The organism is Clostridium sp. 1001283B150225_161107_B6 (genome assembly GCF_015556325.1).
Lineage (GTDB): Bacteria > Bacillota > Clostridia > Lachnospirales > Lachnospiraceae > Enterocloster.
Genome location: NZ_JADNMD010000008.1, coordinates 14007 through 27877, shown reverse-complemented (window position 1 = coordinate 27877; position 13871 = coordinate 14007). Strand labels below are relative to the sequence as shown.

Genomic DNA, 13871 nt, shown 5'->3' with positions numbered 1-13871 from the left:
AAAGCAGTAAGAAAAACGGCGCAGGAACAGGCACAGGTTCCTGCGCCGCATCTGACAGAACAGCCGATGTTATGGCCCGCCGAGAGGAGATAAAAATGAAATCATCCCAAACATTAAAAGAAAGGAAGGAAATGATGACAGCGCTGGCGCTGATTGCCCCCACCATCATTGTCATGGTCATTTTCCTTTACATACCGTTTGTCAATGCATTGCAGACCAGCTTCTATAAATACAACGGACTTGGAGCCCTGGAACATTTTGTGGGTTTTAAAAATTATGCCAAGGTTCTGGCGGACCCCAAGTTCGTGCGCTCCCTGTGGAATACATTTTACCTTATTCTGGTCAGCTTCCTGGCCATTCCCATTGGGTTCGTGTTTGCCTATGTACTGTATGTGGGCGTGCCGGGCAAGAAAATTTTCAATGCGGGTTTGTTCATACCCTACCTGATATCCATGGTGGTGGTGGGCTGCATATGGAGAATTATCTATGACCCCACCATCGGGCCAGTGGACCAGTTCCTTAAGATGGCGGGACTGGGGAAGTATGCAAAGGCATGGCTCAGCCGTCCGGAGACAGCCCTCTGGGCCATTGCAATTACCTGGATATGGCGTTCACAGCCCTTTAATATGCTGATTATGTACGCCAATATCACCAAGATGCCGGAGGATTTCCTGGAGGCGGCCCAGATTGACGGCGCCAATTTCTGGCAGAAGCTGTTTTACATCATCATTCCTTACTTAAAGCCTACCTTTGCAGTGCTGGCCATGCTGACCGTGACCAACGGACTCAGGCTCTTTGACCTGATATGGGTCATGACCCAGGGCGGGCCGGGAGGCGCTTCCGACGTGATGACATCCTACATTTACACAAAGGCATTTACCAACCGGGACTTCGGCGCAGGCACGGCCGCATCCGTCATACTGATGCTTATCATGGTGGCGATTATGGCAGTTAAGACCATTGTCCAGAAGAAAAGGGCAGGGAGGGCTTCATGATGAATAAGAAAAATGTATGTAAATGGTTTTTGTTTCTCTTTATGCTGCTGGCATTTTTTATATCCGTGTATCCCCTTTTGTGGGTGGTCATCCAGTCCCTGAAAACAGAGACAGAGTTTTTGGAAAGCATCTGGACCCTGCCGGCCAGGCTTAATTTCCAGAACTACGCAACGGCCTGGAACGATGCAGGCATGTCCAGGTATTTCATGAACAGCGTGGTGGTTACCCTGGTTACCACTGCCGTAAACCTGGTGTTCGTCACCTGCGCCGGATATGCTTTTGCAAAGCTTGCATTTCCGGGTAAGACCTTCTTTTATTATATGATTATCTTCAACCTGCTGATACCCACGGCCATCATCCTGCTGCCCATGTTTACCATGGTGAACCGGATGCATCTGGTCAATACCCTTCCGGCCCTGGTATTTCCGTATTTCCAGGGATTTGCCCCTATGGGTCTGATTATCTGCCGGAACTATTTTGAGGATTTGCCCGATGAGCTGATGGAGGCGGGAAAGCTGGACGGATGCAGCAACATGCAGGTATTCAGGAAAATCATGCTGCCCCTGGCAAAGCCCATCCTGGCCACCATGGCCATCCTGTCAGCCATGCAGGTGTGGAATGAGTATTTGTGGGCCCTGACCTCCATCACGGACGAGAGCAAATACACCCTTTCCGTGGGCGTGGCCCTGTTTAATAAAAAGACGGAGACCGTAGGCTATACGCCTGTGTTTGCGGCCCTGTCCATCAGCGCCCTTGTGATTGTGGTGGTGTATCTGTGCATGCAGAAAAATTTCGTAAAGTCCATTGCTGCCGGGGCAGTGAAGGGATAGGAGGAAGGGTATGGATTTGATTCATGATTTTAAGGACCCGGGAAGGGAATACAGTGTGCTGGCCTTCTGGTTCTTAAACGGAGAACTGGAAAAGGAGCGTCTGGCCTGGCAGATTGACCAGATGGTGGAGAAGGGCGTATACGGCGGTTTCATGCATCCCAGGGCCTACCTTAAAACGCCTTACCTGGAGAAGCCATGGTGGGATGCCATTGGCGCCTGCGTGGAGGAAGCCAGAAAACAGGGATTTACCCCCTGGCTCTACGACGAGTATGCATGGCCCAGCGGCACCGCGGGCAGCACCTTTGAATACGGGTTCCAGAAGCCCTCCAGAATTCTGTCCCGTGGAAGGGACAATATGGCAAAGGGGCTTTATGCGGTGAAGAGAAAGGCGGATGAAAAGCCCGGGACCGGGCCGTACCATATCGTTCGAAAGGGCGGTTTTGTCTATGAGTTTTACGAAAAGGTATTTGAAAAGGCAGTGGACTATCTAAATCCTGAAACCATTGCCTCCTTTATAAAACTGACCCATGAGGAGTACAGAAAGCGGTGGGGAGAGGATTTCGGAAAACTGATACCAGGCATTTTTTTTGACGAAATCTATATGATGGGAAATCCTCTGCCCTGGACAGACCGTCTGCCGGGATGTTTCCGGGACACATACGGCTATGACATCCTTGAGGAGCTTCCCTCTCTTGTGGACGGGAGTGATGACAGGGATAAGCAGGTCCGCAGGGACTACTATTCCCTCATAACCGCCATGTACGAGGAGGCTTTTTTTAAACAGATATCGGATTGGTGCCGGAGGTACGGCCTGCAGCTTACAGGCCACACAGAGGAGTTTTTGTGGGAGCATCCCAGAAGACAGGGGGATTATTTTAAGACCATGCGCCACCTTATGGTGCCCGGCTCGGACTGCCATGATTACCGGTACCGGTATCCCAGACGGATTACATACTGCGAGCCGAAATATTCCGTGTCCGTGGCCAGGCTCTACGGAAAGGAAAGAGCCATGTCGGAAGCCCTGGGAGGCGCAGGATGGAACTGCAGCATGGAGGAGTTCAAACAAGGAATCAACACCCTGGCAGCCATGGGAACCAGCATGTTTATCCTCCATGGGTTCTATTATGAATGCGGACACCAGGGTTCCCAGAGCGACTGGCCCACCAGCTTTTTCTACCAGAATCCGTACTGGGACTATTTTAAGATATTTGCCGACTATATAAGGCGTCTGTCCTATATGAACAGCCAGGGAAGCCCTGCGGTGGATTACGCTATTCTTTACCCTATAGGCGCCATGGATGAAAATATGGAGAACGGAGAGGAAAATGCTGTTGGAAGGGCTGTCAGCGACGGATTCCATCAGGCCCTTAATATCATGATTGAGCACCAGCTGGATACGGACATGGTGGACGAGGAATCCATCATAAACTCCCATATCCACGAGGGAAGGCTGTGCATGGGGCAGCAGCGATTTCAGGTACTGCTTCTTCCGGAAGGGGGAAGCCTGATGGATGAAACCGCGGAAAAGCTGAAAGCATGGACAAAGGCCGGAGGCAGCCTGCTGTTTTACCGGACCGGGCCGGCGGACAGGGAAAATGCAAATGAAAGGGCGGACGCAGTGTTAAATGGAACGGTCTGCAGCATCAGCCGCCTTCCTGAGGCAGCAGCCAGCCTGGCACCGCCATCCGCATCCGTGATTTACGGAAACCGCAGCAGCCTTTTTTGGAATCACAGAAAGGCAGGGGATTTTGACTATTATCTGGTGGTCAACAGCAGCGGCGAGAAGCACAGTCCGGTGCTGTTCTTCCGCCACGCTTCGGCGCCCGTGCTTTTGGATATTGAAAAAGGAGCTATGGCGCAGGCCAGGTATAAACAGGTGAATGACGGTATCCATCTCTATATGGATTTGGAGCCGGGAGAAGCTGTCTATGTACTATTTGGCCTGGATGGACATACAATCAGCCAGGCCAGACCGGCCCTTCCCGAGGGGACCCGGCGGGAGGAAGAGTGGATTACAGGAAAATGGGATTTTCTTCCTCTTTCCGTGTCCTGCCGGAGCCGGGAAAAGGGGATATCAGATACAGACAGCACGGAGCTGGAAATCCCCATTGCGGGATTCACCTCTGATTTGTCCTCTGAGACAGAGACTATCCGAATCTGCAATTGTTCCGGGGAGGAAGGGGCGTGCGGCCGCCATCTGAGCCTGTGGAGCGGACGGTGGATTACACGCAGGCGCAGCTGGAACGACCAGCTTGACGCAACCGACCTGTATTTCAGAAAGACGGTTTTCCTGGAAGACATGCCTGAAAGAGCGGAGTTCTGCGTGGCTGCAGTGGATTCCTTTGAATGCTATATTAACGGCGCAATGGTATACAGGGGAGCCAGCGATGGAGAGCCTGTGGTATTTGCGGATAGGGGCATGCTGGCGCAGGGAGAAAATACTCTGGCCATTCATGTGAAAAACCATAAACCGCTTCAGGATGTATATGTCTGTTCTGCAGAGGAGCTGCCTGCAGACCGGTTTATTTCCCTTCTTATGGAGGGGACCATTGTCTGCAAAACCAGCGAAATAACGGTGAAAAGCGACAGCACCTGGATTGTAACCGACAGCCTGTGGGAAGGATGGGAACAGCCGGATTCGGACAGGCGGTTTACGGCAGCTGATTTTGATGTACAGAAGGTAAAAAACTTTAATTATCCGGGACTGGAGCATGTGTGGCTGAAAGCATGGGAACGGGGAAGACCGCCCATGAAACCGTGGGGGGACCTGCCGCTGTTCGGCCGGACCATGGCCTATCCGAGAAAGCTCTATTACACAATCACAATACCTGCCGGAACAACGGTCATTTATGAACCGGCTGCAGCCGGGAACACGGTCTGCCTGCTGGACGGCAAGGAAATGGAGTGGGAAAATGGGGCGTACAGACTTCCTGACAATGAACGCATTCATATACTCACCATCCAGATAACAGCAGGCAGCTGCGGGGACGGCCTGAAACAGCCGGTCCGCGTATCCGTGAAGGCGGTCAGGACCAATCTTCAGGACTGGCGTATGCTGGGACTTCCGTGGTTTTCAGGAAGGGGCAGGTATACAAACACATGGGTTGCGGACAAAAAGAAAGGCACCTGTGTGCTGGAGCTTGGCCAAGTCAATCACTGTGCGGAAATATGGGTTAACGGCAGGCTGGCGGACACAAGGCTGTGGCATCCCTACAGGGCGGACATCACGGACCTGCTCCGCCAGGGGGAAAATGAGATTACCATAGTGGTATCCAACCTGGCGTCCAATGAACGTCGCCACATGCTGGTGGACCAGGGAATGGCCCTGGGATGGAACCGCTATTGGAACGAGGACAATATGGACCGGGACAGCCGGAACTATGTATCAGGCCTCCTGGGCCCGGTAAGGCTTCTTCACATGGTTGCTCCGGAACCATAATATCCACCAGAACGCCACCACCATGGCCCAGCCCGTGCCGGTAGCGGCCGCCACGGCAGGAAGCCCGTATCCGGGGGCCAGTATATAGGACAGGACAACCCGCAGGGTGATGTGGCCCGTGGCTCCTATGACCGGTATGAGTATTCTGCCGCGGCCCTGGAAGTATCCGACCAAAGCATTGCCCATGAAGCAGAAGGTGTAGAACAGCGATATGACTCTCAGGTAAAGGATGCACTGGGGAAGGGCGCCGGGTCCTGTGCCTTTCAGCACAAAGGCAGCGGCGGGACGGGCCAGGCAGAATAAGAGCAGGGAGGAGAGGACTCCCAGGGATGTCAGCAGGATGGTACCTGCGGCAAATCCCTGGCGGGCCCTCTTTTTATGTGTGTCCCCGCTGTTCTGGGCCAGGAACACACAGAGGGCGGCGCTGCCGCTGTCGCCAAAGGAGTTGGCAAAGCCCTCCAGCCGTCCGGCCGCCGTATAAGCGGCGATAACACTGGTTCCAAGGGAGTTTACCGCGCCCTGGACCAGCAGTTTACCGATGTACAGGTTGGACTGGTGCAGGGCGGTGACAAAGCAGTACCTGCAGGTGCGTTTCAGCAGGGACAGGTCCGCTACCATGTCCTTCCGGGTAAATATAAGCTCTGGCGCCTTACACCGCATGTAGACCAGGCAGAGGACAGCGGAGAACAGCTGGGAGATTAGGGTGGCCCAGGCAGCCCCCGCAATACCCAGTCCCAGGCCGGCCACCAGCACCAAATCCAGCGCCAGGTTGGAACAGATGGCCGCTGCCAGGAAAATAAGGGCAGCAGCCGTATCGCCCGCAGCCCGCAGGACAGCGCTGCAGAAATTGTACAGGTAGGAAGCCCCAAGCCCCAGGAAGATAATGGTCAGGTAAGTACGGGCAGGCCCGGCCACCTGGTCCGGCGTCTGAATCAGGCGCAGCAGGGGAGATAAGGTCGCCAGGCCGCCCAGGCTCAGGAACACAGTGAAAATACTGCCCGCTGCCAGGGATACAAAATATTCACGCCTGAAATTCTTCCAGTCCCTGCACCCATAAAAACCAGCCAGCAGGATGGAGATTCCGGTACAGAAACCATTGATGACAAAAATAAACAGGTTCATGACAGTCCCAGCCACTCCGATGGCAGCAAAGGCAGCGCCGCCTGCGTACCGGCCCACCACCATGGCGTCTATGGTATTGTAGAACTGCTGAAGGATGTTGCCTATTATCATGGGAAAGGCCAGGGAAATCAGCTGTGCGGGAATGGGTCCGGAGGTCAGGTTTTTCATGGATGTCATTATCCTTTCCAGATATAATTGGATGTAACAGTTCAGGCAGATGGAAAATGACTGTCCGGACTGTTACATGTTCATAGGTAACTATAGCTGGAAAATTAATGATTGTAAAATGCTTATATTTGCCTTAATATATAAATAAATAGTTATATTATGAGGTGCACAATGACGGAGCTGGAGATAGAGGCATTTTTGGCAATTGTAAAAAGCGGCAGTATTTCAGCGGCAGCCCAGGAACTGTATGTGACACAGCCGGCTCTCAGCAGGCGGATTGGCGCCCTGGAGCAGGAGCTGGGTTACTGCCTCATGAACCGGAAAAAAGGAGTCAGGAACATAGAGCTGACACGGGAAGGCAGGGCATTTATAGCCCTGGCTGAAAAATGGAGGGAGATGTGGAACGAGACAAGGCAGATTGGCGTTTTTGGAAGCAGGCAGAGCCTGTACATCGGCTCTGTGGGAAGTATAAGCACATACCTGCTCCCGGAGGTCCTGGCCGGGTTCATGGAACAGAACCCGGACTGTCCGCTGGTATTCCACCAGTATCATTCCTGGGAAAGCTATGAACATGTGGAGAAGGAGGAGGTGGACCTTGCCCTTATATCGGACCACATGTTCTCCCAGTCCGTGGACACTATTCCTTTATTCTCCGGGAAAATGGTGCTGCTGGCCACGGATTGGGCGGACCGAGCCGTCCATCCGTCTGAGCTGGATTCCCAAAGGGAAATACGCCTTCCCTGGAACCCGGAATATGATAGGTGGCACGATTACTGGTTTGGGCCCGGCGCCAGAGCCAGGGTGCTGCTGGACCAGATGTCCCTTATGGAATATTTCCTGCGGGAAAAGGGCACCTGGGTTATCCTGCCGGACTATATAGCCAGGTCCCTTTCCCTGGGACCGGAGTGGAAGATACACGAAATGGAGGAAGGCCCTCCGGATACGGTCATATATTATTTGATGAAGAAAAACAGCAGGGGGAAGTACGTATCCCAGTTCCTTGATATTATGAGGCGGGTGCTGAGGGAAAGGGACGGGGTAAAACTGCTGCCGGATGAGGGAAATTTGAATAGGGAACATATACAGGGAAGTGAAAGGGAGGTACGCAATGATGCGTTTTGAGAAAGCGGGCAGGGAACAGATGGAGGAACTGGTTAAGACCAGAATCCAGGTCCTCAGGGCGGCAAACCAGCTGTCGGCTGCTGCGGATATGGGACAGACAGAACAGGAATCGCGGTCCTACTACGAAAAAAGCCTGAGGGATGGCAGCCATGTGGCCTATCTGGTATATGAGGGGGACCGGATTATCGGGACAGGTGGAATCAGTTTTTACCAGGTCATGCCCACATACCATAATCCAACCGGGATGAAGGCATATATCATGAACATGTATACAGACCCGGAGTACAGGAGAAAAGGCATTGCCATGAAGACATTGGATTTGCTGGTGCAGGAGGCCAGGGAACGGGGCATTCATTTTATTGCACTGGAGGCCACCAGCATGGGGCGGCCTCTGTATGAGCGGTATGGGTTTTGCAGGATGGAGGACGAGATGTATCTGCCGGAGTGACCCGCAGGAAGCCGGAACCATCTGCCGGAGTGACCTGCGGGTAGCCGGAACCATCTGCCGGTACAGCTGTTTTTTTACCGGCTCTATACCACAGGTATATAGACAGCAGGCAGAATCCGTGCTAGAATCAAGACATGAAATAAAACATGAAACAAGACAGGAAATGAGAAAGGGAGGAAATGACATGTTCCGTTTAGACGCACAGAAAAGCCATAAGCACCATGCACAGAAATACGCTCACAAACAGCGTTTTGTTTGGATGCCCTTATGGTATGCGCTTATTCAGGAACAATAGGTTCAGATGATTCATCTTCCGAATTCCTTTAGCCGCTTATCCGTATTGGGTAGGCGGTTTTTTAGTATCTAAAAAAAGGAAAATGGCGGCTGTGGCAGAAATGGTAATGCACCGGATTGTGGTTCCGGGCCATGCGGGTTCAAATCCCGTCAGCCACCCTTCGCAAAGAAAGGGAGGAAGAAGATGAACTATCCAATTATAAACCCCGCGGCAACAGGAGAACGGATTAATGCATTGAGAAAGGCAAAGGGACTGAGCGTACCGTACCTCAGGGACTATTTCGGGTTTTCCACCACCAACGCTATCTACAAGTGGCTGAGAGGTGACGCACTGCCCAGCCTTGACAATATGTTTGCACTGAGTCTGCTTTTGGGGGTGTCGGTCAACGACATCCTGGTGGCTGAGTGGGGCGGTGAAAGTCCGGCGTGTTAAAAGGAAGTGTCTGTAGCTCAGCTGGAAGAGCAACCGGCCTTTAACCGGTAGGTCCTGGGTTCGAACCCCAGCAGGCGCATGATGGGATTTTGTATTTGTGCTGTATTTTGTAGTATAATGGCAGAAGTGCACAATATATACAACCCCAAAGTTTGTATACATTTACGTATTACAGAATTTAGCAAAAACTGGTATAGTTAACACTGCATTATGGCTGTAACTCTTCACGTGAAGGTCATTCACGAAGGGATGCAGTCTTTTTTGCTTTAAAAGAGAAACGGAGGTTATTATGAATCAAAATGCAAACCAATATATGGCGGAGGAATCCATTGGAAAACTGATGCTGAGATTTTCCATTCCCTGCATCATGTCCCTGCTGGTGTCTGCCCTCTATAATATTGTAGACCAGATATTCATTGGACGGGGCGTGGGATTTCTGGGAAATGGAGCCACCAACGTGGTGTTTCCGTTAACAGTCATTGCCCTTGCCATATCCCTCCTGGCGGGGGATGGATGTGCTGCCTATCTAAGCATCTGCCAGGGCCGCGGGGATGCAGAGCACGGGAATAAGAGCGTGGGAAATGCAGCGGCCTTTATGGCGGCAGCTGGTATCATGCTTACACTGGTCTATGTTCTTTTAAGGGACCGTATCCTGTGGGGGTTCGGTGCAACTGATAACAACATCGGGTATGCCAGGGAGTATTTCACATACCTCATACCGGGCATCCCTTTTTTCATGTTTGCCAATGCCATGAACTCTGTTATCCGGGCAGACGGCAGCCCTCAGTTCGCCATGTGTTCCACCCTTATAGGCTGCGTTATCAACGTTATCCTGGACCCTGTGGCCATCTTTGTGCTGGGGTGGGGCATGAGGGGCGCTGCCCTGGCTACCATAACCGGGCAGATTGTATCCGCCCTTCTGGCAGCATACTATCTGTTTAAGCCCAAATCCTTCCGGCTGGAGCGTTCCTGCTTTAAGCCGGACGGGGAGATACTGAAGCATATCCTGCCTTTGGGCATTAGCAGCTTTCTCACCCAGATATCCATTGTAGTTATCATGGCGGTGATGAACAATGTTCTGGTAATTTACGGCGCACAGTCAAAGTATGGCTCGGATATTCCGCTGACCGTGGTGGGAATCGTCATGAAGGTGTTCCAGATTGTGATATCCGTTGTGGTGGGCATTGCAGCCGGAGCCCAGCCCATTGTGGGCTATAATTACGGGGCAGGATTATGGCGCAGGGTAAAGCTGATTTTCAGAACAATGATGATGGCCCAGCTGTGCGTGGGACTGGTTTCCATGGTATGCTTTGAGCTGTTCCCGGTTCAGATTATCAGCGTATTCGGCAGTGAGGACGGCCTGTACAATGAGTTTGCAGTGCTGGCCTTCCGCATATTTCTGGGTGGAATTGTACTCTGCTGTATCCAGAAGTCATGCAGCATCTTTCTGCAGTCCATTGGAAGGCCGGCGCTTTCCATGCTGCTGTCCCTGCTCAGGGATTTTGTACTGAGTGTGCCCCTGGCTCTGGTGCTTCCGGCTTTCTTCGGAGTGACAGGAACCTTGTATTCGGGCCCTGCAGCAGATGTGGTGTCCTTTGGAGCAGCCGTGCTGTTCATGACAGCTGTATTCAGAAAGCTGAACCGCCTGGAGGACGGGGAAGTGGCCCTGTCAGGCGCGGCGGCAGGGAAACTGGCGGTGGAACGGAAACAGTGCCAATAGGAGTATTCCGCGTTTCTGCTTTTCATTGTCCATATAATATAGTACAATCATTCCAATAGCAAAGAGACATGAAATCGGAGGAATGTTTGGATGGAAATGGACAAAAGTCAGCAGGAATACCGGTACAAAGGAGGGGACGGAACAGAAGAAATTAACAGTGCAAGAAAACGTATGGAGGAAGGCCGCCTGTATTTTCCGGGGGATGAGGGGATTATGAAGGAACAGACAGACTGCCTGGAGCTTCTCTATGAGTACAATGCAACCAGGCCAAAGGAAAGCGCCAGACGTGCCGGACTGCTGGGACAGATGCTTGCCTCGGTTGGGCGGGATTGTTATATAGAGCCGCCTCTTCACAGCAACTGGGGAGGCAGGCATGTGCATTTGGGGGACCATGTTTATGCCAACTTTAATCTGACTCTGGTGGATGACGGCGAGATTTATATTGGCTCCCACTGTATGATTGGACCGAATGTGACCATTGCCACGGCGGGCCATCCCGTGGAGCCTGGGCTTCGCAGGGAGGGAATCCAGTTCAATATGCCTGTGCATATCGGTGAGAATGTGTGGATTGGAGCCGGCGCCGTGGTGGTGCCGGGTGTTTCCATTGGGGACAATTCCGTTATTGGCGCAGGGAGCGTGGTTACCAGGGATATACCTGCCAATGTGGTGGCAGTGGGAAATCCCTGCCGTGTGCTAAGGGAGATTGGGGAACGGGACAGGATGTATTATTATAGGGACCGGGAGATTGATATTTGATAAAACACCCTGCATCGGGAAGAACGTTCCGCGCCCAAAAGGAGGTACGCATCTGAGCTGTTTATGAGCCGGAGGTCCGCAGCAGAAGGCCGGAGTGCTGCAGCAGAAAGCCGGAGTGCTGCCGGAAATAGAAGGTTCAGGGATGCAGGAAAAAGCAGCGGGTCTGCACATACAATACCAGTGTGCAGACCCGCTCTTTAGATTGATTTTTCATTTGGCCTTATCCAGCCGCTTTTTCGTATACTTCTTAGCCTTGCATTTACAATGGCCGCACCCGGAAGCCAGACGCGTGGCTTTTTTAACTTTCTTAAAGGAATCAGCGCCTTCTTCAATGGCCTTTTTGATATCGTCCTTTGTCACCTTAAAGCAGGGACATATGTATTTATCCTTCCCCATTACAGCACCAGGGAGGGAGCTGTGTAGACCCTGGCTGCCAGCTCTGAATCCAGCATATAGAGTCCCTTGGGGTCATGGCCGAACAAATCAAAACGCTTTACCAGCTCGCTGGCATTCTTCTCTTCCTCGCCCTGCTCCTTGACGAACCAGTCCAAAAACTGCATGGTACGGAAATCCTTTACGGAATACGCTGCATCGTAAATCTCATGGATAAGGCCGGTCACATAGTTTTCATGCTCCAGTCCGGCAGCGAGAGGTCCCCTGAAGTCCTCAAATACCTTGTCCGGCTTGGCGATTGCCTCCAGTGTGATTTTTTCTCCGTTGTTCTGCAGATACTGGATGAACAGCATGGCATGGTCCCGTTCCTCCTGGGCCTGTACCTGGTACCAGTTGCAAAAGCCATTCAGCTCAGCATCCTTGTAATAATTGGCGAAATCCAGATACAGATAAGCGGAGTAAAATTCTTTGTTTACCTGTGTGTTAATAAGTTCTGCTACTTTTTTATCTAACATGTATGTCCTCCCATATAAATAATAATCAAATTTTAATAATCATACTCGTTTTATATGCTTTTTGCAAGAAAAATATGAGTATACGGGGCATTTTGGGGGAATTTGGAATCCCGGGCAGCGGCAGCTTCACCCGAATAATTCCCTGCTCCATGCCTCGGACAGCCGGTCCAGTGTGAAAAATGCATTGGCAGGGCTGGTGGAAGGGCATTTGACAGCTTCCCTTCCTGTTTTTTCCTGGCAGTATTTGCGGTACAGCTGAAAAGCCGTGTCGCCGTTGGCGATGATTTTTTCAATGCAGGCCGTGCGGAGAATCCGGTTCAGGTCCGTGGGAATCACATTGCGTATGCTCCGGTCGCTGGAACCCTTGATATCGCAGGCAGCCACCACGTCCCAAAGCGCTATATGGCGGCGTGCCAGCAGTTCCTTCTTGTCCTCTGTTGTTTCGGGCACAGGTTCCTCAAACAGGCGGGCCATTAATTTCCAGAAACGGTTCTGGGGATTGCCGTAGTAAAAGTTCTGTTCCCTGGATTTTACCGAGGGAAAACTGCCCAGTATCAGTATACGGGAGCTGTCATCGTAAATAGGGCCCAGGGTGTGGCACACACGGGTGTATCCGGCCGGAAGTTCATCCTCAATATAATCCTCCTCGCTCAGTTTGTTCCTGAGACGGCTTAAGGGAGCGCCGATTCCGCCGTCCTTTGCAATGGAAACAGCAAAGGCATTGATTTTCAGTTTGTTTTGCTCATACAGGTCCATGCTCTGGTATAATTCCTTGTAATCCTTAAGAAGCCGGAGCTTCAGCTTTACCGCGTTGGCCTTTTTCCAGTCCGTGCTCACCAGGCTGCCCTTGCGTTTCATGTAGTAGTAAACCGGAGTCTGGATGGCTGTGAACCGTCCGGCATACCGGATAAAGTTAAGGTTAAATAAAAAATCCTCGCACCAGCGCAGGTCCTCGTCCATTTTAAGCTGATGCTCCCGGACAATGCTGCGGCGGTACAGTTTATTCCACAGCACGCCGTAATAAAAATCAGCCGGTTCCTGCATCATATATTCTGCATACTGGGCCCTGGTCAGAAGTCCCCGTTCCCGTATATGCTGTTTTTCCGTAAATACCGCTCCGTCCACACGGTAAAAGTCTGAGATTACCAGGTCACAGTCGTATTTTCTGGCTGCGAAGACAAAGCTTTCCGTGGCATCCGGGGCGAGCCAGTCATCGCTGTCCATAAACTGTAAGTATTCTCCGCTGGCCATTTGGACGGCCTGGTTGCGGCTGTCAGATACCCCGGTATTCTCTTTGTTAATGATACGGAAACGGCGGTCCATCTTTTCATATTCCCGGCAGATTTCCAGGCTGGTATCCTGGCTTCCGTCATTTACCACGATGATTTCCATGTCCTGAAACGTCTGCTCCATGGCGCTGTTGAGACAGCGGCGCAGGTATTTTTCTGCATTGTAGACAGGTATGATGAGTGAAACAAAAGGCATGTCAGTCAGTCCTCCGGATTTTAGTTATCCCTATTAGTATAGCACAATTTAAAATAAAATTCTTGACTGGAGCTTTTAAATCTGTTATTATCGGATTCAGTAATATTTAAAGAGAGGTGTCTTTTTGTTAATTGTATCTGTTTGTGGAAGA

The 13871-nt window shown here is 51.6% G+C and carries 12 protein-coding genes and 2 tRNA genes; 10 read left to right on the top strand and 4 right to left on the bottom strand.

The genetic code is table 11. The features are described 5' to 3' along the window. The first annotated feature begins 95 nt into the window (after window positions 1-95). From I2H39_RS17890 to I2H39_RS17880, 3 genes are read left to right on the top strand one after another with little or no spacing between them, the layout of a single operon-like run. Complete coding sequence (locus I2H39_RS17890; RefSeq protein ID WP_138309527.1) at window positions 96-995, top strand: sugar ABC transporter permease; 900 nt, start codon at window positions 96-98, stop codon at window positions 993-995. Continuing rightward, the gene (locus tag I2H39_RS17885) at window positions 992-1825 is read left to right on the top strand and encodes a carbohydrate ABC transporter permease (RefSeq protein WP_138309526.1); all 834 of its coding nucleotides are present in this window, start codon (window positions 992-994) and stop codon (window positions 1823-1825) included. Before I2H39_RS17890 ends, I2H39_RS17885 begins: the two co-directional genes overlap by 4 nt. A gap of 10 nt (window positions 1826-1835) precedes the next feature. Further along, window positions 1836-5264, top strand: coding sequence for a glycosyl hydrolase (locus tag I2H39_RS17880; protein ID WP_195627192.1), 3429 nt, complete (start codon window positions 1836-1838; stop codon window positions 5262-5264). Here I2H39_RS17880 and I2H39_RS17875 read toward each other — a convergent pair. Beyond that, on the bottom strand, window positions 5211-6554 hold the full coding sequence (locus I2H39_RS17875) for an MATE family efflux transporter (RefSeq protein ID WP_195627191.1): 1344 nt from the start codon (window positions 6552-6554) through the stop codon (window positions 5211-5213). The two genes, I2H39_RS17880 and I2H39_RS17875, sit on opposite strands and share 54 nt — an antisense overlap. A 171-nt stretch (window positions 6555-6725) precedes the next feature. Between I2H39_RS17875 and I2H39_RS17870 the strand changes: the two genes are divergently transcribed. The 7 genes from I2H39_RS17870 to I2H39_RS17840 all read left to right on the top strand — a co-directional run bounded on the left by I2H39_RS17870 (window position 6726) and on the right by I2H39_RS17840 (window position 11327). Beyond that, a complete protein-coding gene (locus I2H39_RS17870; protein WP_195627190.1) occupies window positions 6726-7676 on the top strand; it encodes a LysR family transcriptional regulator in 951 nt (316 codons plus the stop codon). Beyond that, complete coding sequence (locus I2H39_RS17865) at window positions 7663-8124, top strand: GNAT family N-acetyltransferase (protein ID WP_330640754.1); 462 nt, start codon at window positions 7663-7665, stop codon at window positions 8122-8124. The genes I2H39_RS17870 and I2H39_RS17865 overlap by 14 nt, the downstream gene beginning before the upstream one ends. 380 nt (window positions 8125-8504) lie before the next feature. Then, window positions 8505-8577, top strand: a tRNA-His gene (locus I2H39_RS17860). A gap of 25 nt (window positions 8578-8602) precedes the next feature. Continuing rightward, window positions 8603-8851 (top strand): helix-turn-helix transcriptional regulator, encoded by a 249-nt coding sequence (locus I2H39_RS17855; protein WP_138309522.1) that lies wholly within the window; start codon window positions 8603-8605, stop codon window positions 8849-8851. Window positions 8852-8857: 6 nt separating this feature from the next. After that, a tRNA-Lys gene (locus I2H39_RS17850) sits at window positions 8858-8930 on the top strand. A 210-nt stretch (window positions 8931-9140) separates the two neighbouring features. Next, window positions 9141-10571, top strand: a complete 1431-nt coding sequence (locus I2H39_RS17845) for an MATE family efflux transporter (RefSeq protein WP_195627189.1) — start codon at window positions 9141-9143, stop codon at window positions 10569-10571. A gap of 171 nt (window positions 10572-10742) precedes the next feature. Then, window positions 10743-11327, top strand: coding sequence for a sugar O-acetyltransferase (locus I2H39_RS17840; protein WP_347708593.1), 585 nt, complete (start codon window positions 10743-10745; stop codon window positions 11325-11327). Window positions 11328-11537: 210 nt separating this feature from the next. Here I2H39_RS17840 and I2H39_RS17835 read toward each other — a convergent pair whose 3' ends face one another. The 3 genes from I2H39_RS17835 to I2H39_RS29670 form a co-directional block, all read right to left on the bottom strand. Next, the gene (locus I2H39_RS17835) at window positions 11538-11723 is read right to left on the bottom strand and encodes a (2Fe-2S)-binding protein (protein WP_138309501.1); all 186 of its coding nucleotides are present in this window, start codon (window positions 11721-11723) and stop codon (window positions 11538-11540) included. After that, window positions 11723-12235 (bottom strand): ferritin, encoded by a 513-nt coding sequence (locus I2H39_RS17830; RefSeq protein WP_138309500.1) that lies wholly within the window; start codon window positions 12233-12235, stop codon window positions 11723-11725. Before I2H39_RS17830 ends, I2H39_RS17835 begins: the two co-directional genes overlap by 1 nt. A 126-nt stretch (window positions 12236-12361) precedes the next feature. Beyond that, the gene (locus I2H39_RS29670) at window positions 12362-13720 is read right to left on the bottom strand and encodes a DNA-deoxyinosine glycosylase (protein WP_195627187.1); all 1359 of its coding nucleotides are present in this window, start codon (window positions 13718-13720) and stop codon (window positions 12362-12364) included. Window positions 13721-13871 lie beyond the last annotated feature (151 nt).

Bases quoted from the DNA above. Each gene is read 5' to 3' on its own strand.
- I2H39_RS17890 (WP_138309527.1), top strand. From the start codon at position 96: ATGAAATCATCCCAAACATTAAAAGAAAGGAAGGAAATGATGACAGCG.
- I2H39_RS17885 (WP_138309526.1), top strand. From the start codon at position 992: ATGATGAATAAGAAAAATGTATGTAAATGGTTTTTGTTTCTCTTTATG.
- I2H39_RS17880 (WP_195627192.1), top strand. From the start codon at position 1,836: ATGGATTTGATTCATGATTTTAAGGACCCGGGAAGGGAATACAGTGTG.
- I2H39_RS17875 (WP_195627191.1), bottom strand. From the start codon at position 6,554: ATGAAAAACCTGACCTCCGGACCCATTCCCGCACAGCTGATTTCCCTG.
- I2H39_RS17870 (WP_195627190.1), top strand. From the start codon at position 6,726: ATGACGGAGCTGGAGATAGAGGCATTTTTGGCAATTGTAAAAAGCGGC.
- I2H39_RS17865 (WP_330640754.1), top strand. From the start codon at position 7,663: ATGATGCGTTTTGAGAAAGCGGGCAGGGAACAGATGGAGGAACTGGTT.
- I2H39_RS17855 (WP_138309522.1), top strand. From the start codon at position 8,603: ATGAACTATCCAATTATAAACCCCGCGGCAACAGGAGAACGGATTAAT.
- I2H39_RS17845 (WP_195627189.1), top strand. From the start codon at position 9,141: ATGAATCAAAATGCAAACCAATATATGGCGGAGGAATCCATTGGAAAA.
- I2H39_RS17840 (WP_347708593.1), top strand. From the start codon at position 10,743: ATGGAGGAAGGCCGCCTGTATTTTCCGGGGGATGAGGGGATTATGAAG.
- I2H39_RS17835 (WP_138309501.1), bottom strand. From the start codon at position 11,723: ATGGGGAAGGATAAATACATATGTCCCTGCTTTAAGGTGACAAAGGAC.
- I2H39_RS17830 (WP_138309500.1), bottom strand. From the start codon at position 12,235: ATGTTAGATAAAAAAGTAGCAGAACTTATTAACACACAGGTAAACAAA.
- I2H39_RS29670 (WP_195627187.1), bottom strand. From the start codon at position 13,720: ATGCCTTTTGTTTCACTCATCATACCTGTCTACAATGCAGAAAAATAC.